This window comes from Thalassorhabdomicrobium marinisediminis (assembly GCF_003072065.1).
Taxonomy (GTDB): Bacteria; Pseudomonadota; Alphaproteobacteria; order Rhodobacterales; family Rhodobacteraceae; genus Octadecabacter; species Octadecabacter marinisediminis.
This window is the reverse complement of the sequence record NZ_QCYG01000003.1, coordinates 372,191-394,602: the sequence shown is the minus strand read 5'-3', so window position 1 is coordinate 394,602 and position 22,412 is coordinate 372,191. Positions and strand designations below refer to the sequence as shown.

Below are 22,412 nucleotides of genomic sequence, written 5' to 3'. Positions count from 1 at the left end.
GGAACAAGCCAATGCATGACGACCGCTATGAGGCTCTGACGCCGGAATTGCTGCCCGAACGGCTGGGAGCGTTGGATGCCCTGACGTCGCGGGTGGGGTCGGCGGAGGGCTGGCAGGTTGAAGAGGTCGGCGATGGCAACCTCAACCTTGTCTTCATCGTGCGTGGCCAGGGCGCGGCGGTCGTCGTCAAGCAGGCGTTGCCCTACGTGCGACTTGTGGGCGACTCATGGCCGCTGCCGCTGACCCGGGCCTTTTTCGAGCACGAGGCTCTCGTGCGTCAGGCTGCGCGCGATCCGGGTCGGGTGCCCGAGGTGCTGCATTTCGACCGGACACAGGCATTGATCGTGATGGAGTTCCTGTCGCCCCATGTCATCTTGCGCGGCAAGCTGATCGCGGGCGAACGTGTTGAAGGGGTTGCAGAAGCGTTGGGCCGGTTCTGCGCGCGCACCGCCTTCTACGGCTCCGACCTGTCGATGAATGCGGAGAACAAGAAGGCCGACGCGACGCTGTTCCTTGACAACGTCGCCCTGTGTGACATCACCGAGCAGCTTGTTTTCACTGATCCCTATTGCAAAGCCGAGCGTAACCACCACACGCCCGAGCTTGCCCCCATTGTCGCCAGCCTGCGCGCTGACGAGGCTGTGAGAGATGCCGCGCAGTTCATGCTGATACGCTTTACCGCCGGTCCCGAGACGCTGTGCCACGGGGACCTGCACACCGGGTCAATCATGTGCACCGACACCGAGACCCGCGTAATCGACCCTGAGTTCGGGTTCTACGGGCCGATGGGGTTCGATTTGGGCATGCTACTTGCCAACTTTTTGATGGCTTATTTCAGCCAGCCTGCCCATCGCGACTCGCCGGATGAGATGCAGGACTGGCTTCTTTCGGTTGTGATGGAGACCTGCGCGACCTTCGAGAATGAGTTCGCGCGGCTTTGGACCGAAGAGCGAACAGGCATCCTATTCCCCGCACGGCTGGGCCACGGTGAGGCGGCGCTGCGCAGGCTGATGGCGCATATCTGGAACGACGCGATGGGTTTTTGTGGCTGCGAGATGCATCGCCGCTGCTTGTCTCTTGCTCATAACGCAGACTTTGAAACGATCTCCGACACGGGTCTGCGCGCCCGGCTGGAGGCACGCAACCTTGAGATGGGACGGCAACTACTCGTCGCGCGGGGACAGGTGCCTGACGCGTCAGCGCTGGTGGCGCTCGCCCATGAATATAACGGAAAGGAACTCCTGTGAGGGTTAATGGAACCGACTATCGCTCAATTTGGGATCAGGATGGACAAGTAAAAATCATCGACCAGCGCTGGCTACCACATGAATTCCGAACCGTGGGCATCGACAGCCGGGACGAGTTCGCGACTGCGATCCGTGACATGTGGGTGCGTGGCGCGCCGCTGATCGGCGTGACAGCCGCCTATGGCATTGCCCGCGAAATGGGGCGCGATTCCTCCGACGCGGCATTGCAGGCAGCCTACGAGACGTTCGACGCGACCCGGCCCACGGCGATCAACCTGCGGTGGGCGCTTGATCGGGCGCGGGCAGAATTGATGCCTCTCGCCCCCGTCGACCGGGCCGAAGCGGCACTTGCACTTGCGCGGCGGATGGCCGACGAGGATGTCGAGTGCAACCGTATGATCGGCGTGCACGGACTGGAACTGATACGCGAGATCGCAGCGAAGAAGCCCGAAGGAGAGCCTGTGCGCCTGCTGACCCACTGCAACGCGGGCTGGCTGGCCACCGTCGACTGGGGCACGGCGACGAGTCCAATGTTCCACGCTAAAAACGCCGGCATCGCGGTCCACGTCTGGGTCGATGAGACGCGCCCGCGCAATCAAGGTGGCCTGACAGCGTGGGAACTGGGCGCCCATGGCGTGCCGCACACTTATATCACCGACAATGCGGGCGGGCACCTGATGCAAGAAGGGATGGTCGATCTTGTGATCACCGGCACCGACCGCACGACCGCCCAAGGCGACGTCTGCAACAAAATTGGCACCTATCTCAAGGCGCTGGCCGCCAAAGACAACGGCGTGCCTTTTTATGTTGGTCTGCCATCGTCGACCATCGACTGGACGGTGCGCGACGGACTGAAAGAGATCCCGATTGAAGATCGCAGCGGGCGCGAGGTCACACATATCCAAGGTACGCTTGAAGACGGATCCATCGGCTGTGTGCGGGTAACGCCCGAGGGGACCGAGGGCGGCAACCCGGCCTTCGATGTGACGCCCGCGCGGCTGATAACCGGCCTCATTACCGAACATGGCGTCTGCGACGCAAGCACGGAAGGGCTGGCGTCTCTGTTCCCGGAGCGGTCCGCATGAACGTGCGGCGAGGCATGATCGCGAACCGCTGGTCCGACGCCGAATGCGCGGCCTGGGTGGCCAAGGCGGGGGACGATCCCGCCGATCGCGCACTGGCTGAGCGGGTCTATTCCAGCCGCATCATAGGTGCTGATCCTGATCTGGTCATGCACGGGGGCGGCAACACCTCGATCAAGGTGACGCGACGCGACCTTTTCGGCGACGAGTTTCGCGTGCTGCACGTCAAGGGGTCGGGCTGGGATCTTGATGCGCTGCGTGCGCCGGGTCTGCCAGGCGTCCGGCTGACGCCGCTCGATCGACTGCGCGACCTTGATGCGCTGTCCGACGAAGCGATGGTGAATGTGCAGCGCAGCAACTTGCTCGACAGCACGGCCCCCAACCCCTCGGTCGAGACGCTTCTGCACGCGTGGCTGCCGCAGACATTTGTCGATCACACCCATGCCACGCCTTTTCTTGTCCTGGCCAATCTGCCCGACGCAGAGAAGATCGCACGCGAAATCTTCGGTGACCGTTTGGCCGTCGTGCCCTACATCATGCCCGGCTTCGCGCTGGCCAAAGCTGCGGCAGAAGCTTACGCCGCCAATCCTCATGTTGAGGGGCTACTGTTGCTGAACCACGGCCATTTTACATGGGGCGAGACCGCACGAGAGAGCTACGACAAGGTGGTGCAACATACCAACGAGGTCGCGCGGCACCTAAGCCTGTATGAACCTACGTCACTGGGCGAACAGCGTCCAACTGATGCTGTACTCCTCGCCGACCTGCGAGGCGCGCTGGGGAAGGCAGCGGGTGATGACGCCCCGATGCCAGTGCTTGCGTTGCGCAATGGGCCCGAAGTCATGGCCTTCCTCGACCGGCCGGATGTAACTGACCTTGCCACCCGCGGCGTTGCCTCGCCTGATCATGTTATCCGCATCAAGGGATGGCCGCTGGTGCTGTCGCAGGAAGACCTTGCCGCCGGACGTGTAGGCATCGACGCCGCAATCGCGCGCTATCGCGACGCTTATGTCGCCTATTTCGACAGGCAGTCGCGACGCATTGCGGGCAAAACCATGTTGGCCCCGTTGCCGCAGCTCGCATGGGTCCTTGGAGTCGGCCTTGTCGGCATCGGCGCAACGGCGGCCGCTGCCTCCGTCGCCGCCGATCTGGGCGAACAGAACATGCGCGTGCGCGCGGTGGGCGAGGATGCAGGAGGCTTCTGTCCAATCGGAGAGGATGACCTCTTCGACATGGAATACTGGTCGCTAGAGCAGGCGAAGTTGGGCAGGGACAAAGCGCCGGAACTCGCCGGGCACATCGTCGCGGTCACCGGGGCCGCTGGCGCCATCGGCGCGGCCACCGCGCGTGCCTTTGCTGCAAAAGGCGCGAGCGTCCTGCTGCTTGATCGGGACTTGGATGGGCTCGAGCGGCTGCATGCCGAACTGGGCGGGCGCCACGCCAGCGTCCTACTTGATGTAACAAACGAAAACGCGGGCAAGACACTAGTGGCCGAGGCACTCGCGGCTTTCGGCGGGCTCGACATCCTCGTCTCCAACGCCGGCGCCGCGACTTCCGGGGCTTTGCTGGACCTGGAGGATGAGACGCTTCGCGATGCATTCGAGCTGAACTTCTTTGCTCATCACCGCCTTGCGGTTGAGGCTGCACGCTTAATGATACGTCAGGGGCAAGGCGGGCAGATCCTGTTCAACTTGTCGAAGCAGGCTATTAATCCGGGCCGCGATTTCGGTGCTTACGGGCTGCCCAAGGCCACGACGATGTTCTTGATGCGCCAGCTCGCGTTGGAACTGGGCGGCGAAGGCATCCGCGTGAACGGAATCAACGCCGATCGCATCCGCTCGGGCTTACTGACTGACGACTTCATTGCCAGCCGCGCAAAGTCGCGCGGGTTGGATGAAATTAGCTACATGGCGGGCAACCTACTCCAACGCGAAGTTGAGGCGCGCCACGTGGCGGAAGGCTTCGTCGCCTTGGCTTTGTCGAAGCGAACGACGGCCCATGTCCTGACTGTGGACGGTGGCAATATAGAGGCAGCGCTGCGTTGACGGGCCAGCAGCATCCTTCTGGCGTCCTAAGCCATACGCCCCAACGCAAAGTGTGATTGCGCGCCACGTAGGTCTCTCAGCGTAAACGAACCTGTCAACACTGCGCGCGCGATGTCCGGGATCGCCTGGGCGCTGTCGCAGAGCAGCAGCGCGCTGTCTCCGTCGGCGATTGCTTGACTGACCTCTGTCTCAAAGCTCCGCTTCTGCTCGGCGGCAGATCTGGCGCGACCTCTGGGCGGAGAGGAACTGATCACCCGCAGGTCGTCGATGCCCGCCTCGGCGAGCGCGGGGAGGGCGTGCAGCGCCTCGGTCAGATCGATGAACGTCTCCGAGATCCGCTCCAACCGCTGCGGCTCCGGGATGATCAGTGCATGGACTGCCCCGGGTGCGGCCAGTGCCGCGATCGCCTCCGGTGATGGGAAGGCCTGCATCACCTCGATCGCTGTCAGCAATGAGGGGAGGGGCAGCTCGGCAGGATCAGGACCAAAGGGTGTCCGACCCTGCCGGTCGAGGCTGCTCAGATCCGTGCCCTTGGACGCCCCAGTGGTGGCGGCAGGCATGCCACCCATCCCAGTGGCGGGCGCAGGCATTCCTGCCGTTGGAGAGGTGCCCGTGTCGGATGGTGGGTGGGGCTGTGGTTCCAACTCCTTCGGTGCCGGGCAGACCCCGCCCGGGATGGCCCGGGCGATCACGCGCCGCAGGACGTCTGCGAGGAAAGGATCGGACCCGGTGGACGAGGCCGGTTGGTTTGAAGACGTCATGAGCATTCCATTCAGAGCAAGGGATCGGTGTGGGGCACGGGGGCCGATGCGATCATTCTGGCTCGGGGTCCGGTTCTTCAGGGTCCGGTTCAACAGGATCGGACGCCGATGCCTTATCATCTCTCGCTTCAGCTTCGATCTCGTCCATGAGAGACAGAAGGAACTCCAAGGCCCCGATCTCGTAGATTTCCGACTTGGTGTTGATCTGACCCGCGAACTCCTCGCGCGGCACGACCCACTCCGGGTGCTCTGTGCGCATCGTGCGGTGCGCGCGCTTCTCCGCAACCAAGGCGGCATGCCCGGTTTCCATATCGATGGCCCGCAGGACCTCGCCGGTGTCGCGCGCGGCGGGCCCCAACTGCTGGAACAGCCGCCGCTCGGGATCGGAGCTGTGGCCGAGCTTGAGCACGGGCCGATCCACCAGTTCGATCCGGAAGAGATAGATCTGTGAGGGTTTCGAAACCCAGCTTTCGCCGCACCCGGCACAATCGAGCTGGTTCTTGTCGACGTTGACGATGGCCACATCCTGCTGGTGGCCGCAGGAATGCGCGTAGCGGCGGTAGCCCCCCGTCTTGTCCGTCGCAAGTCCGACCAGGGTCCAGCCGATGGCCCTGGCTTGCGCGCGGTAGGTCTCTTCGCGGCACTCCTCACAGCCAAGGCGGTGACCGCCGCGCGCGGCCGTCGTCAGCCGGCTGTATTGGCGGCAGGTGAAATGACCACAAGGCAGCTGCAGGTGCACAAGTTTGTGGTTGTCCGGGTCCGGCGCCAGAATGGTTGCATCGGTCGCCATGGCGTCTGCGAAGCGACGCTGCCAGAGACAATGTTTGCATTCGGGGGCATTGTTGACGAGGACCGAACTGCGGACCTGGAAGGTCTGCGTACACCGAGGGCAGTGCAGGGCCACGTCCGATTTGCGTGCGCCTCGACCCAGCAGCTTGTAACCCTTCTGCTTTGCAAGAGCGGTCCACGTCGCTGGCATCTTCGACCGGGGCGATTGCTGGAGGCGCCGATCCGCGGCACGACGACTGCGGCGTTTAAGGCAGCGGGCGGTCCTGCGGCGTGGGTTGCGCAAAGGCGAGGGGCGGGCAGGACTCTTGGGCCCGCGGCTGCGAGGGGATGAAGACATGATATGTTCCTTTGGAAGATTGGAAAGAAAGAGGTGACCGACGCTGCCGGTCACAAGGTCAGTTCAGTGAAGCGGTTTGGCGGGCGGCACCCCGAAGCGATGGGCCTGGATCTCGAGCAAAGTGTCGAGCAGGGTGAGGGCCTCCATCATCTGGCTGCGGCACAGCGTGCCGTCGGGCACAGCGTAAGCCGTGCGGCAGGCGGCGCCAAACACCTCAAGCATGGTGTCGACCGTGCAAGTGTCCCAATCGAGCACCGTGAAGATCAGGTGCGCCATCTGGGCGCGGGGATCTGTAAACTCATCTGCAGACTGCCCGACGTGAGATTGGGCAAAACGGGACGCCTGCTGCTCCGCGAGCATCCAGATGAGCAGGCTTTCGTCCGACAAGACGGGCGGCGCATCAGGCGGTGTCAGGTAGAACAAAGGCGCTTGCGCCTGAAGGGCAAAATCCAGCGCGGTGAGGACGTGGGCAAAGGCGGTGGCGCGCGCAGGCGCGGGGGCATGGGTCATGAAGACCTCCAAAGACAATGGGATGCGTCAGACGTCACGGGGCGGCGAGATAAAGCAACCCCGCGACAGAGAACCAGAAGAGCAGGCTTGATCGCGCGGTCAGTGCGCCCGTGCGTCTGCCACGTTCGAGCATCCGTCGGGGCTGAACCGCGCGGTATCGCCGAGGAGCAGATACATCAGCTCAGACGTCCGGCCGAACTGCTCGGCGCGTGTCTCCCATTCCAAAAACTCTGGAAACCGAGGCTCGCTCCAACTCGCCATGTCCAGAATGGTGTCTGCGACGGACTGATGATGGTCCCGTCGCGCGTCACCCGTCTTGAGCAATTGAAGCAGGGCATAAGCCAGCTCACCGGAAAAGTGATCCTGCGCCGAGGCGGTCTGGTGGAATTCGTCAAGCGTTTCCCGAAGCTGAGACCAGGCACAAAACGAAGGATCGGCGATGGCGGCTTCGATCGTGCGCAGAATGGCGTTGAGCTGGCCGGGGAGGGATTTGGCGTATCGGGCCGAACGCGTTTGAGCCGTCGGCAACACCGTGATATTGGAACCGGTAGTCATAGGGATCTCCTTTGCAGATCGCTGTGGTTAGGGCAGGGCGAGGGGTGCAACCCTTGCTCTGTCCGTTCTATAATGATTATATGATATCAAGTAGTCAAGGGGCGATCGTGAAAAAGATTGGCAGACCCAAAGTGGACTCTGAGGCCGTAATGGTGCGCATGCCCCGTGAGATGATCGATATGTTGGATGACGCCCGCCGCAATGAAGCAGATTTGCCCACACGGCCTGAGATGATCCGCAGAATACTGGCCGCCTGGGCTGACCAGACAAAATCGTCGTGATCCGGAAGGCAGAGGCGGGGTTCTGAGGGGCAGGGCGACCAAGCCAGTCATCCAAGATTTTACAGGCTGTTGCGCCTTCTACATCATTGATATTAAATAAGAAAAAAATTCATATTTGCCTTTAGGGTCGAACTTGACGTGTTCTGACGGGGGGCGAAGTTATGATGGTTTGAACTTCGCATTGCGGCGATCGCCTTGCCCAGCACGGCCGAAATAGTCCGCCGCTTGCCGGTCCCCGAAACCGACGCCCTGACCCCGGCCGAGATTGAGGCAAAGGTAGCAACCAATTTTGGCCTGTCGGAGGTCTGCGAAGGGCGCTTCACGCTTGATCCGGCGTGTCGCACATCGGACACCCCCGCCGTGCTCATCTGGGGTGACAGTTTCGCCATGCATCTCGTTCCCGCACTGATGCACGAGGTCGACGGCGGATTGATCCAGATGACAAAATCGGTCTGCATCCCTGCAATCGGTGTCTCGGTCGTAACGTCGGAGTATCCGGCCACCTGGGCAGAGCGCTGCGTTGCGTTCAATGATCAGGTTCTGGACTGGTTGGCAACCCAGCCGTCGATCCAGACTGTCGTGGTCTCATCGCCTTTGGGATTGATCTTCAATGACGTCTATCTGCGGGACGGAACAGTGGCGCAAGCACCGCGCCCCGACCTCGTGGCCGACGCCATGCGCAATACGGCCGAAAGGGTGCGTGCCATGGGCAAGCAGTTCGTCGTGGTCTCGCCCCCGCCGGTCACCGGAGAGGATATTGGCCAATGTCTGGTTCAGGCGGCATTGCGTGACCAGTCCCCCGGGGCATGCGATTTCCCGGTGACCGAGATTCATCGGCTCAGCCGCATGGTTCTTGACTTTCTTGAGGACCTGAGCGCTGAGGTGCCTGTCGTCTCTTTGGAGCCTTTGATTTGCAACGACACGGTATGCGACACCCGCATCGGTGAGACCTTTCTCTTTCGAGATACAGGGCATTTGTCCGTCGAAGGTGCGCGCCTGCTGGGACGGCATCATAATCTTTATGGACTGATCCGCCACGCCGCGCGTCAATAGGTCCGGCGTCGATTGTCGGCTGAGCTCAGGTTTGCCACGCAGCAATTTCCGCGGTTGCCATGGCAGAAGGGTGTCAATGGCTCTGTCTCTGATACAACCGATCAACTTCGCAATGAAACAAACCTGTTCCGGCGGCTCTATCGACATCATAGGAGCAATTCCTCATTGCCCAAACCCGAAGCTCGGCACTCAGTAGGCGTCGGCCCATCGGTAGTCCCGTCACTCAATTTTGTGTTTACAATGCCATTCGGAAATAATTGGCTTCGAAATTGTTTTCCATACCAGACCCGCAGAAGGCCATGTTCATTCTGGACGTGCCATCGATCGTTCCACGAGCAATCATGGAAGCGCCCTGAATTCCGTTTGCATTCGCAGCAAAGTTTATATCGCCGAGTGCAATGAGCTGCCCGCCGTACATGTTTAAATTGGCAGGGAAATCCATACCGCCATAGGTAATCACTTGTGCGCCACCGCCTACGGCGCAATTGTCGTTGCGCCCGACCTGCAGCCCGGATGACGACGTAATGGATTTGGCGTCAGTGGAGGTGGTAAGTATCGTGACATCTTCGAGAATAACACCGGACCCGAAAGAGACTTTGCACGTCGCCACGATAACAATCTCGCGGTAAGTTCCTGATTGAAGAGTGATCTTGTTATTGCAACCAAGGTAGTTGATCGTGCCCGGAGCAAAGTCTGATGGCGAGAACTTCTTTCCGCTTGGTCGATAAATTCGGCTGTCATCGATATATGCCGGCATATGTCTTGATCCATAGGTGAGAAGTCCGTCGTAGATTTCGTCAACCTGGTTCAGAACCCGAATGTGCATCCGGCCTTCACGCAGCGCTGTTTCCAAGCCTTCGTTCTTCTCAAATCCGTTGTTTGGCATATCCAGATCATCGAGGTCTGGCATCGAGACCACGGTCCCAGCTTCGAACGTGTTATTGTTGTTCAGGGACACGTGGGTGTTTGAATGGATGCAGAATCCGTTCGAAAACCCGTTGTTGGACTGCATGTCGACGACACCCTCGGCCACGAAGCCTTCACGGAGGCACGCAGGGCGGAAGGTGGTAAATACAGCCTGAGCGGTGACGTCCCAAGTGTCAATTCCAATAAACTGGAGCAGGAAGCTCGGAATCGAATTACCGTTGACAGCATGGCGTTTCAGGGTCACCAAAACGCCACTGCGGCTGGAATTGTCCACTTTGAACATTTCCGTGTCGCGGTCATAGAAACCGAAGAGAATATCAGCATCGGCAAGCACGTCGCCGTATTCCGAAGCAGGCATGCTGTTGGCGACGACTTGCAGGGCTGCATCCCTTGCGGCGCCCTCGCTTTCGGAATCCCGAACATAGAGCGCGGCGTGGGCAGCCAGATCAGCAGTGACCTGCAATTTGGTGCGTTGGGAAATCAGGTGTGTGACATCGACGGCCAAACCGCCCAAAATCGCTGAAACCATGAAAATGAACAAACCGAGCACAGTCATGGCGCCATCTTCTTGCTGGCGAAAACCCAGGACCCGGGCGGCGATTCCGGTGCGACGTTCATGCGACATATCCGGACCCTTCAATACTCAATGAATTGTTGACTGCCGACATTGATGTTGTAGTTGGCCAGAAAATCAAACATTCCGACCGCAACAAGGTCATGAACGGGCACTTGAACCTGGGTGGTCACAACCCCGCTTGATATGACACTGTCAATCGCGGTGTTGTCGCTCAGGTAGGAAATACGCTCTCGCACGAAGTCTTTAAGCTCATCCACCGAGGCGAGGCGGCCGACAGAGAGGGCGCGGTTGCCATCCTGAAGGACAGTCAAGATATGGGTCTGCCGGTGGAAAACGAACGAGACGTCTGCAATCAGCACGAAAAACATCACAAAAAGCGGAAGCCAGAGCACCGACTCAATTGTCGCACTGCCTGCATCGTCTTTCCTGAAGGCGCGCCAGGCTCGTGTCACCTTGTAAATCCCCCCATTCCGTCGCATAGTTTCTCTCTCGTGCCGAGCCAAGTCCATCGCACCTACGCTTATCATCTTTCATTGTGGTGGTATTTTGTGTCGACTGGGGCCATTTTGAGGCAACTTGTTTCGCTTTGTAAAAGATCCATTATTCCAGATTGAGAAGCCCTGATTTGCCCCCGTGCTGTTCAGATCGTCGAGCCTCGTGAGCCCGTCAAACATGTCCTGCGCCGTACCTTGCAGCGCGATGGATTAGCCGTGGTTCACATCCGCTATTTCTCGAACGCCCTGAAGCCGTGGATAGTCTCGCGCGACGCCCGAACAGGGGAGGGGTTTTTGATCCTGCGTCGCGATCCACGCGATCTCTCGCGCCTTTACGTTCTCGACCCTTTCGATGGCTCTTGGCTCAGAGTGCCGTATCGCACGCTCTCGCGACCGTCGACGACGCTCCGGGAACATTGGGCGGCGCGGAAGCGGGCGCAGGAATGCAATGCAGTGCGTGATGATGAGGGCGCCAATTTCGTCTCCGAGGAAATGCAGAAAATCGAGCACACCGCCGCTCAGCGATCGCAAAGCGCCCACCGCGGGCGTTCGCGACCGGCGCCGAATCGACAGACTTCACCGGCGGCCAAATCGCCGGGGACGGACCCGGCCGCCCTCGCGCGAGTCAACTCCAAGGGTCCGCCGCGACCATTCGCGGACATCGAAGAGTGGTAGCGACCATGGGGCATCTTCGACCCGAAGCCCAACGTATCGCGGAAACGTCAGTTGCCAAGCGGCTCAAATACCTCGTGACCGACCGCTGGATCGGCTATTCTCTGGCACAGGATGCTCTCAAACGCGCGACATAGCCCGGCCGTGCTCAGCAGCAGAACATTCTGATCGTCGGGTCGAGCAACAATAGTAGATCGACTTTCGCCGAGAGATTCCAGCGCCAGCACCCCCGGCGTTGTTCGGAAGAAATGGACCGGTACATTCTCCCGGTCCTCTCGGTCCAGATGATGCCGGAAGTGACAGCGATCCGATTCTACGCACAGTTGCTCGACGCATTGGGATCGTCTCTGGAGAATATCCAGAAGACCGATCAGCGGAACGCCGTGACATTCAACATCATAGGGACATGCGGTGTGCGGCTGTTGACCCTCAACGAGTTGCACAACCTGCTCCGCGGCCCGCCAGCACGGCAGCGCGAGAGTCTGGGGCTTACCCGGCATTTGGGCAATGGGCTGCGTATCCCGATCCTCGGGGCCGACATGAATGCGCTGGAAAATTGTATCTATGACGTGCTGACCATCGCCGCTGTCGCCGACGATCCCGAATTGGTGTCGCTGGCGATGGAACTCGGCAATCGGCCTGACCTGATCACCAGCGTCTATGACGGCACAGCACTGATCGCCGCCGCGCATCTGGGCCACCACGAGGTCGTTCGCCGCCTGATCGCCGGAGGCGCACCGCTCGATCATGTCAACAATCTGGGCTGGACTGCCCTGATGGAAGCCGTGGTCCTCGGCAATGGCGAGACGGATTATCAAGCTACCGTGAGTGCTCTGGCCGACGCCGGAGCCGACTTAACAATCCCCGACCGCGATGGCGTCACGCCCCTGCAACACGCCAAGGCGCGGGGCTATAGCGAGATCGTGAGGATCATTCGGGCGGCAGAGGGGTGATCGAATTGAACAGCCTCCCGTGCAATGCCGATAGCGCTGGCCAGCTCTAAAAAACGAATCCGGTTTTTCATTTTTACCAAAGAGTTGAACAATATGAGTCCATTGCCGATAATGTGACTTGGCATCATTCAGTACTGGCTGATTTCCGACCGGACTTCAGCCCAGCACCAGTACGGAGTCTTCATTGGATCAAGTCGCACGACGACGCCTCAACAAGAGGGCGGGGATGGCCTCGGTCGGTGTGGCAGGTATTCTTGTTCTTGCCAAACTGTGGGCTTTCGCAGCAACCGGATCACTCGCCATCGCCGCTTCTGCTGCAGACAGTGCACTGGATCTTCTCGTTTCCGCCACGGCATTCATGGCCATTCTTTACGCTGCACGCCCCCCTGATGCCGATCATGCATTTGGGCATAGCTCGGCCGAGGACCTCGCAGCATTGGCACAGGCCGTGGCGATCGCAGTGGCAGGCGCGGGCATCGGATTTGCCGCTGTCGATCGGATTGCGGGTAGCGCTCCTCCAACGCTTCATGCAGAAGGCGCGGGGCTTGTCGTCATGGGTCTTTCCATTGTCTTGACACTCGGTCTTGTGCTCTTCCAGCGGCGGGTCGCTCGGCTCACAGACAATCGGATCGTGGCCGCCGACAGTCTTCACTATCTTGGCGACCTGATTCCAAATCTCGGCGCCATCGTCTCCCTTGTTGCAGCGCAGCAATTCGGCTTGGTCAGCGTCGACACGCTTGTCGCGTTTCTTGCGGCAGGGTTCATGATCGTAGGTGCCTCGGATCTTATCACGGATACGAAAAATATCGCTTTGCGTTTGGGCGTCAGTGCCGCCCATAAGGCAGCTTTTTCTTTTCTGGACCGTGAGAAGCCGGTTGGGATGGGGGAATTCCTATCGGATCGAAAAGTTCGAAACCTTCAGAATAGGTGGGCACGGCATCCCGAGGGTATCCGTGTTTTAGCAAGGGGGGCCCTATCACGGCTCTCTCTGCCCGCCGGAACAATTGAGAAAATTCTCTTACACCGGAACAATCACGGTCTTCCACACGACGTGGGCGAAATTATCGAGAACCCTTATATCCTGTCAGAAGCCTTCATTGGCGATGATCCAGCGGATCGCATCCCTTGGTCCGCAGTGGACCGTGCTATGCTGCCATCTCCTGACCTTGGACCTCGGGGTGCAGAAGAGCTCGAGATTGATGACGAACGGCGGCTGCGTGCCCTTATGGTGGATTGCCTGCTTCGTGAAGGTGTTCATAGCTTTCTTCCGGTAAGCGAATTGGTTAAGCGAGCAAATTTTCGGCTTGCTCGACTTCCGGACTGGAAACGACATCAGTTGAACGAGCATTTTTTTGATGTGGGGGCGGATTACCTCGATGAGGCACTTACCCTCCGTGCTGACGAGAATGAGACCGTCGTCTACCTGAGCAGTGTTTATCAAGATGAGCGTGCGGTCGAAAAAGCTCTCGCTGGCCTTGCCGACCGTGAAGAGATGACGCTTCGACGAGCGATCTCTTCGGACACTTGGCGCCGCTGGCTCTACCGTGAGGACAGTTCACTCGCCCGCAAGGCAACAGAAAAATATGGGTCTGCTGTAAAAGAGCAGGAAGAGATTGCTGCACGTCTACTAAGGCAGCCCCTTTCTGTACTCGCGGGAACAGCGGGAACAGGTAAAACAAGCGTAATCCAGGCAATTGTGCGAGCGGTCAAATCTACGGACGGCGACGGCACCTCTATCCGAATTCTGACACCAACAGGAAAGGCAGGTGACCGGGTGCGGGAACTTCTACGGGAAGCAAAGGTTCCTGCGCAGGTCGATACCATTCATTCAGCTTTAGCTTCCAATGGGTGGCTTGCAGACAATCTGACCTTCCATCGGCGAGGCGGAAAGAAGCTTGATGTTGGAACGCTTATTGTTGACGAGACATCAATGCTTGACTTGGAGCTTGCTGCGGCTTTCGCGCGAATGGTTGACTGGGATACCGTGCAACGGCTCGTGCTCGTCGGTGACGAGGGCCAACTCCCACCTGTCGGCAGGGGTCGAGTTTTCGCAGATGTCATTCGTTGGCTCGAAGGCGAGCGCCCCGAGGCAATTGGTCGTTTGCAACAAAATCTTCGCCAGTTACTTAATCAGATTGAAGGGCGTGGAACGGCAGTGCTTGAGGTTGCTGGTATGTTCCGCGCAAATCCTGCCTGGCACAAAATGTCGACTGAACAGAATGGTCCAGACGACACCGGGGCGACCACATTGGCGCAGAAGGATATGCTTGAGCGATTACATGCAGGGGGCGAAATCGATACAGACCTCGCAGTAGAGTTTTGGTCCAAGCCTGAAGAGCTTCCCGCGCTTTTGATCAACCGGCTGGAGCAACGGATGGCCTTGAAGACCGGATTGAAAGTTGACGAAGAGAAGCCATATCTTTTGTGGAAGGATGCATTTTCGAAGGGGCCAGCCGCGTTTCAAATTCTGACGCCGCATCGAGGCGGCTCACATGGTGTCGAGAACCTCAACCAAGCGTGCCAGCGTCGAAGAAACGCATCCACGATTGAACGGCTAGGTGTCGTCGATGGACTGACTTTAGGTGATAAAGTTATTCAGGTCCGAAACCGAACGAGGTCGAATCCTTTGTCGGCTTACGATTGGAACCTGCGTAAGGTGCAAGATGTCGAAGTGTTCAATGGTGAAATCGGAATGGTGAAGCCATCCGGGATGGATGCTAAGGGTCTAGCTGCTCGTATGAGGAGCGGTCGGGGTAAACGACTAAGTCGATTTGCTGTAGAATTTGCGCGCAAGCCAGGGTTGGATGTTGGATACGGCAAAGACATCCAACGATCTGACGGCCGGTGGGGCACGGTAAGTGCCAGCGAGAACCTCGAGTTGGGTTACGCGATTACAGTTCACAAAGCTCAGGGCAGCGAGTTTGACGAGACGATCATAGTTCTGCCGCAGGCAGAAAGCCCGCTTGCCATGGAGTTGGTCTATACTGCCCTAACCCGTGCTACTGGACACTGCACTCTGCTCCTAAAAGACGATATCTCATCGCTACTAAAAGCTCGCCGCAGAGAGAATGCCCAAGTGCCGAGCATCTCATCTTGGCTATTTCAGCGAAACAAGGCTGACCCACTCTTGCGGGACCGATCATGGTATGAAGAGGGGCGCATTCACAAGGCCCTGAGCGGTGATATGGTGCGATCGAAGTCAGAAGTGATCATCGCTAATCTTCTACATGAGAAGGATGTTCGCTTTGCATATGAAAGTCCTTTGGTTGCAAAAGACGGTTCAATGCACCTGCCAGACTTCACGATTACGTCGGGCGGGAAGACAACTTTCTGGGAACACCTTGGAATGCTTGATAAGGCCAATTACGTCGAACGATGGGAACGCAAGCGGCTCTGGTATGACCAATGGTTTCCGGGCCAGCTTGTGACGACGAAGGAAGGCCCGGATCTGAGCGAAGATAGCGCCAAGCTTATCTCGAACCTCGTAGAGCGGAAAATTAGTGCGCAATCTAGGCTTTGATAATTTGCGCTTGCAAAATCAGATGGATAACCTCTGCATTAGACCCAGAATAAAGCCTGTGTTTGTTGACAACGATTGTCGTGAACGCCGCACGATTTCCGATTGAAGTTTTGCCTTGAGTGAAGTTTTCAATGATCAGTGAAACTATCAGACCACGCATATGAGCACGGGTAGGTTGGTAATCCCCCCATTTTTAATGGGGTCCAGCCGTAGAATTCAGGCGGCTGTTTTCAGCTTCATGGCGGGTGTCATGCCGCCGATGCCCATGTTGGGTCGCTCGTTGTTGTAAGTCCAGAGCCATTCAATTGCTTGGTCTTGTGCCTCCTCGATGGTTTCGAAGATGTATTGCCCAAGCCATTCGCCGCGAACGGTGCGGTTGTAGCGTTCGATGTAGGCATTCTGTTGTGGCTTGCCCGGCTGGATGTATTCCAGTCGAACATTGCGTTTCTCGGCCCATTCCATCAGCTTTCCACTAATATATTCTGGGCCATGAGGTTCCCCGCTTTCCAATATTTGCTACACTTCGGAAATGACTGACACTTCGGCGCACATGAATCTCGTCTCAAAATCCTTCCTGGGGTTCTTGGTTGACCCTCTTGGCCGACATCCAAGGTCCCTGACCCTGCAAGACAGGGGCATTGCCGCGCGTGGGGCGGGTTCGCCCTGGATAGGGTTTGACTCAATCGCGACGCGCCCTTCAATGAGGAAGGGCCTCCTCTCTTCGTCTCTGTCGCTCGATCTCGGGGGCGGCCGGAATCTGACCTTGCCGGCGGTGGACGCGTCTGCAGCAAGAAACTTTGCAGATGCCGCTGCCGCCGCCTGGACGGATTTTAACCGGGCGGAGTTGGAAAAGGAGGAGGCCGCGGTTCTGCGGATCCTGCACGCGCTCGATGCACTCAAGGTGCCGGACGCTTATCCCGCAGCATGCCACGTCGCGCCGCTGGAGCGCGATGCTGCCGATCTGACCCGCCGGGTGCTTTCTAAGCTGAATGCGGAGGCCGTTGGCGACGAAGTCATGTCCCGAATTGCCCCGATCGTTGCGTTCGCATCCGATCCGAATGCCGTCCGTGACTCATCTATCGAGATGTTTGTGGAGGGTCAGCTCCTCCGCTGGAAGGATTTTTTCGACACGGTCGAGACTATGCCACTGACGCCGGAGCAGCGCCTGTCGGTGGTCGTCGACGAAGATGCGACGCTGGTTCTGGCCGGGGCGGGCTCCGGCAAGACAAGCGTGGTCACCGCCAAGGCCGCATACCTCGTGAAGGCGGAGATACGGAAGCCAAGCGAGCTCCTGCTGCTGGCCTTTGCGAAAGACGCAGCGACCGAGATGTCGGAGCGGATCGAGGCGCGGTGTGGCGTCCCCGTGGCGGCCCGCACCTTCCATGCATTGGCCTACGAGATCATCGGTGAGGTAGAAGGCGAAAAGCCACCCCTGGCGCCGACCGCGACAGACGACAAGGCCTTCTTGTCCCTGATGAAGGAGATCCTGCGGCACATCGTGGCGACCGCCAGCGAGATCGCGCAGACCGTGATCGGTTGGTTCGCCGGTTTCTTTGACGACTTCCCGACAGAATGGGACTTCAAGACGAAGCACGAATGGTATGCGCAGATCGAGAGCCGCAACCTGCGGACGCTGCAAGGCGAAACGGTGAACAGCTTCGAAGAGCTTCTGATCGCCAACTGGCTCTTCCGGAACGGCATCGCCTACGAATACGAGCCGAGCTACGAGCATAAGCTCCAGAAAACGGGTCGCCGCGTCTACACGCCCGATTTCCGGCTGACAGAGAGCGGCGTCTACATCGAGCATTTCGGCGTGCGCAAGAAACGCGGCCGGGACGGCGTGGAGGAACTGACCACGGCGCCTTACGTCGATCGCGATGAATACCTCGAAAGCATGGACTGGAAGCGGCAGGTCCATGCCGAGCACGAGACGGTTCTGGTCGAGACCTACAGCTGGGAGCGTGAAGAGGGCCGGCTGCTCGACGCGCTTGCCGAAAAGCTGGAGCCCTACGTCACGCTGCGGCCGATCCCGGATATCGAGATCTATGATCGTGTGGCCGAGGTCGGTGTGGTAGACAGCTTCACCTCGCTGATGGGCACCTTCCTGCGTCATTTCAAGAACGGCGGCTATCGGGTCGAGGACTGCTCCGACAAGGCGCAGACGCTGAAGATGGGCAAACGGGCCGAGGCCTTCCTCAAGATCTTCGGGGCCGTGTTCCGAGAGTATCAGTCCCGCCTGGGTGATCGGATCGACTTCGAAGACATGGTGGACCGCGCCACTGCCTTCGTCGAAAGCGGGCGCTACCAGAGCCCGTTTCGGCACATCCTCGTCGACGAGTTCCAGGACATTTCGACCGGGCGGGCGAAGTTGATCCAGGCTCTCAAGCGCCAGCATTCCGATGCCAAGGTGTTTGCCGTTGGTGATGACTGGCAATCGATCTACCGCTTCGCCGGGTCGGACATCCACATCATGCGTAACTTTGGCGCGGAGTTCGGGGGCACCTATGCAGGGGCCGGCGGTGTCCATCGGACCGTCGACCTCGGCCGGACCTTCCGATCCGTCGACAAGATTGCGCTGGCCGCCCGTCGCTTCGTTCTGCGCAACCCCGCTCAGATCACGAAGACGGTGATACCGGCAGGGGAGACGGACGAGCCTTCAATCCGTATCGCCTGGACGCGCCGCGACACCGGGGAGACGGCCTTGAACGACGCGGTGGCTGCACTTGCGGCCACGGAAGGCAAGGGGGGCGAGAAACCGTCCATCCTGATCCTGGGAAGATACCGTTTCCTGAGGCCCGATGTCGGGCGGCTTCAGCGCCAGAACCCTGGGGCGACGATCACTTTCAAGACCATCCATGCCTCGAAGGGCCTGGAGACCGATCACGTGATCATCCTCGGTGCCGACAACGCGAAGATGGGCTTCCCGTCGATGATCGTCGACGACCCTCTGCTCAGCCTGGTCTCGCCCGAGTCCGAGCCATTTCCGAATGCCGAAGAGCGGCGCGTCATGTATGTCGCCGTGACCCGGGCCCGTCGGACCGTGACCATCCTTGCATCCGAGGCGCGCCCCTCCGTCTTCGTCGAGGAGCTAATGAAGGAACCGGAATTCGGCGTAGTCGTGCCCTTGGAGGCCCAGAAGCACACCCACACCTGTCCGGGTTGCGGTGGACGTCTGCTTCACATGCCCGGCAAGGACGGTCGCGACTGGTATCGCTGCGAGCACGTGAAGCTGTGCGGCAGTCGCATGCCCGCCTGTCCGGCCTGTGGTGTCGGCCTCCCGGTCCGTTCTCGGGTCAGTGGAGACCTGGTTTGTGGTGATTGCGGCGAGACACAGCCGACTTGTCCGAGTTGCGACGCAGGATGGCTTGTAGAACGGCGCGGCCGCTATGGAGCATTTCTTAGCTGTGTCCGCTTCCCAGACTGCGACGGCAAAGCCAAGCTGCAGAAAAGTGCATGACATGCTGTAAGGGGGCTATCCAGCCGCTATTGGCGCGGCCTTCGACGAAGGTTCGCGGGCAGCGCCCTGGGGACGTTCATGGTCGCCGCAGAGAAAGCCCGCTTTGCCCTCAGTGTCGGGCGACCCAACCGGCTCAAAGGAGACACTCGTGACAGACAAAATCTTACCAACTTGCGTCCCTAGACCGGACATTCATGCATTTGCAGAAATCTCGAGCCTTAGGCGAGTGACAACGGTTGATGATGCGCGTAGAACTTAGCATCCTTGTCCGAAATCAGGAGAGCCAATTTGGACGAACGCGTGATGATTGACCTTGACGCTTATGAAATCCGCGCCAACGCGCTTGGCTTTGAGGCTCTATCAAGCCTCCATAGCGAACTATCACAGTTACAGAACTCCAAAGTTGGCATCGACTGTAAGAGGTTAGGTTGGATTGACGCACAATTAGGTGCAAGCTTACTGACGATCGTGAATCTAGCCCGGGGGCAGGAAACGAAGTTCTATTCTACAACATAATTCCCCGGATACAGACAATCCTAAAGAAAAATAAGACGCTTTCCGGCGGTGCAGCCGACGTACATGGGACAACTATCCCAGTGACTAGCTTTGACGCTAATAGTGCCGTCGAGTTCTCAATATTTAGCAAAGAACGGTTAATGAGGCGGGAAATGCCTCGCATGAGTGACGGCCTAGTTACTAAGTTTTTTGAAGGCATTGATGAGTTGTTCGCAAACAGTGCGCTCTGGGCCAACTCTCCAATTTCAGTCTTTGCGGGAGGCCAGTTTTTTCCACGTTTGGACAGGTTAGCTTTCGTTATATCTGATGGTGGCAGAGGCATTCCCGGGTCCCTATCAGCGGCCGGGAAAAATTTTGCGACGCCGCAGGACGCGATAGACTGGGCTATGGAGATGAACAACAGCGCTCGGCAGGGAGATATCCCGGGCGGGTTGGGCTTAGGAATCTTAAAAGAGTTTATAGGCATGAACGGTGGATGCCTGCTTGTTTGCTCACATCACGGCTATTGGGAATATCGAAACAGAAAAATGAAAAAGCAACGCATCGCAAACCCTTACCCTGGTACGGTAGTGTCATTGGAAATTAACACGTCGGATGCTAACTCTTACCACATGAAGTCAGCTACCAATCCGCACGAAATATGGTGATCAAATGAAAACCACTAAAGTTATAATATCCACAATTGTCGACGGAGGCATCTGCGTCGCAGCGTCAGACGGGCAGAAGGTGTACCGTGTAATCTATGATATTATCACAAAGGGAAACCGTGCGGAGATCTCTTTCTTTGGCGTTACAAGGATGACAACGGCATTCCTCAACACAGCCGTCGGTCAGCTTTATGGTGAGTTAGAAGAAGGCGTAATCAGAAAGCACCTCGCACCACCAGTTGACTATCAAGATTGGCATTTGGCGCGCCTGAAGATGGTGGTGGAACGAGCCAAGGTATTTTTTGCAGACCCACCTGCCATAGAAAAACTGTTTGAAGATGGTAGAGGCGACGCCGATGAGTGAGGTTATCAATGCGCATGAAGAATGCAGCTTCGAGAACGAATTCGTCTTGTTCGACACAAACATTTGGATTGCAATTTATGGCAATGATCCACGGCCTGCAAAACAAGTTTATAGTGACTTCTATTCAAGTTTACTCAAAGCTGGCAACACGGTAGTCGTAAATGAACAGGTAATTTCCGAGTTTTTCAATCGCGTTTGCAAAATAGAATACGAGTCTCTATTTGGAAAGAAAGAGTGGCAAAGCTATAAGACGCGTCGGAAAAATGACGAGAGCTTCAAGGCGCGAGTAGCAGCGGTCAGAGATATTTGCTTAGATATTTTGACTGATTGCACATATCAACAATCTAACTTGCAACAAGATTGCTTAGAGGGGAACCTGGGCTTAGTTGTCGGCGGAGAGTTGGATTTAACGGATGCGGCTCTCGTTAGCGAGTGCATGTCCGGCGGGTATATTCTGGTATCTGATGATGGCGATTTTGAATCGTCTGATATCAAGTTTGTCACAGGAAATCAAAGGGTTCTGCGCAAGGTGCCTGCGAAATAACAAACTCCTGGTAACACTTAAAAGGGCTCTACCCACTATTTCAATCTTTTCTCTCAAATACCCCCATCTTATTTTAGCGCTTTCCGGTGTTCTGAAATGCATTTCGTATTAGTTCGAGCTTAACAGTTGTGGGTGTCCGCTTTCTTCAAGTTGCCCAATTTAGTTTGCTGGCGCAGCCAAAGTCCGCAAACCGCCCTTCATCTTAAAGAACTTCGCATCCGCAGCGCAAACTAAGCGCCCGCGGCGAATGGCAGGAATGTCCCGCACTGCCGACCTTCAGTCTCCGAAAATGCTGCAAGTGGCACGAATGGCCGCTTAGACGGGCCGCAACGCAGCGTACCGAATGACTGACGAACGGCAGCTAAGGGCCGTCTGTGGAGACGGCCCAGCGGTTTAGATTTCGATAGCTTCGGCGATCACCAGCGCATCTTCAAGCTCGACGCCGAGGTACCTGACAGTGCTGTCCATCTTGGTGTGACCCAACAGCAGTTGGACCGCCCTTAGGTTGCCTGTTTTCTTGTAAATCTGCGTGACTTTCGTTCGCCGCATCGAGTGCGTGCCATAGGCGCTTGCCTCCAGACCAATGGATGTCACCCAGTCACGCACAATGCGCGCGTACTGGCGGGTAGAGATGTGAAGCCGTTCGTTAAAACGCCCAGGCCAGAGGTATTCGGATCCGACCATCAGCGGCTCCCGCATCCATCTTGCCAGCGATGCACGGGTGCCTTCGGAGATTTCGAAGCGCACAGGTTTCTGGGTCTTGCTCTGAAGAACCGACGCGCGTTCCTTGATTTGGCCGGATGCCATAACATCGACCACCCTCATTTTCACCAGATCGCAGCCGCGCAGCTTGCTGTCGATGGCAAGATTGAAGAGGGCCAGATCACGGTGGTTCTCGGCCAATTCCAGCCGCACCCTGATCGCCCAGACGTGTTTGGGCTTGAGCGGCCTTTTCTGGCCGACGATCCGGCCTTTGTTCCAGGCTGGGCGTAAGGCGCGGATGGCCGGTAAGTTTGATGTTTCCATGATGGATCCTCCGATCCACCACGCCCTCCCACATCGACAACCCGACGTTGACAAG

General features: G+C 58.1%; 21 protein-coding genes and 2 pseudogenes. 15 read left to right on the top strand and 8 right to left on the bottom strand.

Annotation, left to right across the window (positions count from 1 at the left end):
* The first annotated feature begins 11 nt into the window (after positions 1 to 11).
* The 3 genes from mtnK to DC363_RS06420 are packed head-to-tail and all read left to right on the top strand — an operon-like array spanning position 12 to position 4,374.
* Complete coding sequence (gene mtnK / locus DC363_RS06430) at positions 12 to 1,247, top strand: S-methyl-5-thioribose kinase (protein ID WP_108640292.1); 1,236 nt, start codon at positions 12 to 14, stop codon at positions 1,245 to 1,247.
* Complete coding sequence (gene mtnA / locus DC363_RS06425; protein WP_108640291.1) at positions 1,244 to 2,332, top strand: S-methyl-5-thioribose-1-phosphate isomerase; 1,089 nt, start codon at positions 1,244 to 1,246, stop codon at positions 2,330 to 2,332. Before mtnK ends, mtnA begins: the two co-directional genes overlap by 4 nt.
* Positions 2,329 to 4,374 carry a bifunctional aldolase/short-chain dehydrogenase gene (locus DC363_RS06420; protein WP_108640290.1) on the top strand — a complete coding sequence of 682 codons (2,046 nt, stop codon included), beginning with the start codon at positions 2,329 to 2,331 and terminating at the stop codon, positions 4,372 to 4,374. The genes mtnA and DC363_RS06420 overlap by 4 nt, the downstream gene beginning before the upstream one ends.
* Before the next feature lie 26 nt (positions 4,375 to 4,400).
* On the opposite strand, the gene DC363_RS06415 is transcribed toward DC363_RS06420, so the two are convergent.
* From DC363_RS06415 to DC363_RS06400, 4 genes are all read right to left on the bottom strand, one after another.
* Complete coding sequence (locus DC363_RS06415; RefSeq protein ID WP_146180754.1) at positions 4,401 to 4,934, bottom strand: hypothetical protein; 534 nt, start codon at positions 4,932 to 4,934, stop codon at positions 4,401 to 4,403.
* Between the two features lie 253 nt (positions 4,935 to 5,187).
* Positions 5,188 to 5,925: a hypothetical protein gene (locus tag DC363_RS06410; protein WP_108640288.1), complete on the bottom strand. Its 738-nt coding sequence runs from the start codon at positions 5,923 to 5,925 to the stop codon at positions 5,188 to 5,190.
* Positions 5,926 to 6,324: 399 nt separating this feature from the next.
* A complete protein-coding gene (locus tag DC363_RS06405) occupies positions 6,325 to 6,771 on the bottom strand; it encodes a hypothetical protein (RefSeq protein ID WP_146180753.1) in 447 nt (148 codons plus the stop codon).
* 99 nt (positions 6,772 to 6,870) lie between these two features.
* Positions 6,871 to 7,326: a hypothetical protein gene (locus DC363_RS06400; RefSeq protein ID WP_108640286.1), complete on the bottom strand. Its 456-nt coding sequence runs from the start codon at positions 7,324 to 7,326 to the stop codon at positions 6,871 to 6,873.
* Between the two features lie 107 nt (positions 7,327 to 7,433).
* On the opposite strand from DC363_RS06400, the gene DC363_RS16815 reads away from it, so the two are divergent.
* Entirely contained in the window at positions 7,434 to 7,607 is a 174-nt protein-coding gene (locus DC363_RS16815) for a hypothetical protein (protein WP_158270842.1), read from the top strand.
* A gap of 195 nt (positions 7,608 to 7,802) precedes the next feature.
* Positions 7,803 to 8,660, top strand: coding sequence for an SGNH hydrolase domain-containing protein (locus tag DC363_RS06395; protein ID WP_146180752.1), 858 nt, complete (start codon positions 7,803 to 7,805; stop codon positions 8,658 to 8,660).
* A 235-nt stretch (positions 8,661 to 8,895) separates the two neighbouring features.
* Here the strand turns inward: DC363_RS06395 and DC363_RS06390 are convergent, their stop codons facing one another.
* Both DC363_RS06390 and DC363_RS06385 read right to left on the bottom strand, forming a co-directional pair.
* Positions 8,896 to 10,212 carry a pilus assembly protein TadG-related protein gene (locus DC363_RS06390; RefSeq protein WP_241962939.1) on the bottom strand — a complete coding sequence of 439 codons (1,317 nt, stop codon included), beginning with the start codon at positions 10,210 to 10,212 and terminating at the stop codon, positions 8,896 to 8,898.
* 11 nt (positions 10,213 to 10,223) lie between these two features.
* Entirely contained in the window at positions 10,224 to 10,616 is a 393-nt protein-coding gene (locus DC363_RS06385) for a TadE/TadG family type IV pilus assembly protein (protein WP_158270841.1), read from the bottom strand.
* 258 nt (positions 10,617 to 10,874) lie between these two features.
* Here DC363_RS06385 and DC363_RS06380 point away from each other — a divergent pair, with 258 nt between their 5' ends.
* The 5 genes and pseudogenes from DC363_RS06380 to DC363_RS06370 all read left to right on the top strand — a co-directional run bounded on the left by DC363_RS06380 (position 10,875) and on the right by DC363_RS06370 (position 15,803).
* Positions 10,875 to 11,333: a Mu transposase C-terminal domain-containing protein gene (locus DC363_RS06380; protein WP_241962938.1), complete on the top strand. Its 459-nt coding sequence runs from the start codon at positions 10,875 to 10,877 to the stop codon at positions 11,331 to 11,333.
* Positions 11,334 to 11,338: 5 nt separating this feature from the next.
* A complete protein-coding gene (locus DC363_RS17120; RefSeq protein ID WP_241962937.1) occupies positions 11,339 to 11,467 on the top strand; it encodes a TniB family NTP-binding protein in 129 nt (42 codons plus the stop codon).
* Between the two features lie 18 nt (positions 11,468 to 11,485).
* Positions 11,486 to 11,860 (top strand): annotated as a pseudogene (locus DC363_RS17260) (TniB family NTP-binding protein); the annotation flags it as partial.
* A gap of 9 nt (positions 11,861 to 11,869) precedes the next feature.
* The gene (locus tag DC363_RS17255) at positions 11,870 to 12,283 is read left to right on the top strand and encodes an ankyrin repeat domain-containing protein (RefSeq protein ID WP_277871170.1); all 414 of its coding nucleotides are present in this window, start codon (positions 11,870 to 11,872) and stop codon (positions 12,281 to 12,283) included.
* A 184-nt stretch (positions 12,284 to 12,467) separates the two neighbouring features.
* The gene (locus DC363_RS06370; RefSeq protein ID WP_277871168.1) at positions 12,468 to 15,803 is read left to right on the top strand and encodes a cation diffusion facilitator family transporter; all 3,336 of its coding nucleotides are present in this window, start codon (positions 12,468 to 12,470) and stop codon (positions 15,801 to 15,803) included.
* Between the two features lie 216 nt (positions 15,804 to 16,019).
* On the opposite strand, the pseudogene DC363_RS06365 reads toward DC363_RS06370, so the two are convergent.
* Positions 16,020 to 16,295: pseudogene (locus DC363_RS06365) on the bottom strand (transposase); the annotation flags it as partial.
* Positions 16,296 to 16,503: 208 nt separating this feature from the next.
* Here DC363_RS06365 and DC363_RS06360 point away from each other — a divergent pair.
* From DC363_RS06360 to DC363_RS06340, 5 genes are all read left to right on the top strand, one after another.
* Positions 16,504 to 19,260 (top strand): UvrD-helicase domain-containing protein, encoded by a 2,757-nt coding sequence (locus DC363_RS06360; RefSeq protein WP_108640282.1) that lies wholly within the window; start codon positions 16,504 to 16,506, stop codon positions 19,258 to 19,260.
* Between the two features lie 288 nt (positions 19,261 to 19,548).
* A complete protein-coding gene (locus tag DC363_RS06355; RefSeq protein ID WP_108640281.1) occupies positions 19,549 to 19,776 on the top strand; it encodes a hypothetical protein in 228 nt (75 codons plus the stop codon).
* A gap of 161 nt (positions 19,777 to 19,937) precedes the next feature.
* Complete coding sequence (locus DC363_RS06350) at positions 19,938 to 20,423, top strand: ATP-binding protein (protein ID WP_146180751.1); 486 nt, start codon at positions 19,938 to 19,940, stop codon at positions 20,421 to 20,423.
* Between the two features lie 4 nt (positions 20,424 to 20,427).
* A complete protein-coding gene (locus tag DC363_RS06345) occupies positions 20,428 to 20,787 on the top strand; it encodes an STAS-like domain-containing protein (protein WP_108640279.1) in 360 nt (119 codons plus the stop codon).
* Positions 20,780 to 21,331 carry a PIN domain-containing protein gene (locus DC363_RS06340; RefSeq protein WP_158270840.1) on the top strand — a complete coding sequence of 184 codons (552 nt, stop codon included), beginning with the start codon at positions 20,780 to 20,782 and terminating at the stop codon, positions 21,329 to 21,331. Before DC363_RS06345 ends, DC363_RS06340 begins: the two co-directional genes overlap by 8 nt.
* Before the next feature lie 393 nt (positions 21,332 to 21,724).
* Here the strand turns inward: DC363_RS06340 and DC363_RS06335 are convergent, their stop codons facing one another.
* Positions 21,725 to 22,357 (bottom strand): tyrosine-type recombinase/integrase, encoded by a 633-nt coding sequence (locus DC363_RS06335; protein WP_108640277.1) that lies wholly within the window; start codon positions 22,355 to 22,357, stop codon positions 21,725 to 21,727.
* Positions 22,358 to 22,412 lie beyond the last annotated feature (55 nt).

Coding starts and splice junctions, on each gene's coding strand:
- mtnK (WP_108640292.1), top strand. CDS start 12: ATGCATGACGACCGCTATGAGGCTCTGACGCCGGAATTGCTGCCCGAA.
- DC363_RS06420 (WP_108640290.1), top strand. CDS start 2,329: ATGAACGTGCGGCGAGGCATGATCGCGAACCGCTGGTCCGACGCCGAA.
- DC363_RS06415 (WP_146180754.1), bottom strand. CDS start 4,934: ATGCCTGCCGCCACCACTGGGGCGTCCAAGGGCACGGATCTGAGCAGC.
- DC363_RS06410 (WP_108640288.1), bottom strand. CDS start 5,925: ATGGCGACCGATGCAACCATTCTGGCGCCGGACCCGGACAACCACAAA.
- DC363_RS06405 (WP_146180753.1), bottom strand. CDS start 6,771: ATGACCCATGCCCCCGCGCCTGCGCGCGCCACCGCCTTTGCCCACGTC.
- DC363_RS06400 (WP_108640286.1), bottom strand. CDS start 7,326: ATGACTACCGGTTCCAATATCACGGTGTTGCCGACGGCTCAAACGCGT.
- DC363_RS06390 (WP_241962939.1), bottom strand. CDS start 10,212: ATGTCGCATGAACGTCGCACCGGAATCGCCGCCCGGGTCCTGGGTTTT.
- DC363_RS17120 (WP_241962937.1), top strand. CDS start 11,339: ATGGGGCATCTTCGACCCGAAGCCCAACGTATCGCGGAAACGTCAGTT.
- DC363_RS17255 (WP_277871170.1), top strand. CDS start 11,870: ATGAATGCGCTGGAAAATTGTATCTATGACGTGCTGACCATCGCCGCT.
- DC363_RS06360 (WP_108640282.1), top strand. CDS start 16,504: ATGAGGAAGGGCCTCCTCTCTTCGTCTCTGTCGCTCGATCTCGGGGGC.
- DC363_RS06350 (WP_146180751.1), top strand. CDS start 19,938: ATGAGTGACGGCCTAGTTACTAAGTTTTTTGAAGGCATTGATGAGTTG.
- DC363_RS06345 (WP_108640279.1), top strand. CDS start 20,428: ATGAAAACCACTAAAGTTATAATATCCACAATTGTCGACGGAGGCATC.
- DC363_RS06340 (WP_158270840.1), top strand. CDS start 20,780: ATGAGTGAGGTTATCAATGCGCATGAAGAATGCAGCTTCGAGAACGAA.
- DC363_RS06335 (WP_108640277.1), bottom strand. CDS start 22,357: ATGGAAACATCAAACTTACCGGCCATCCGCGCCTTACGCCCAGCCTGG.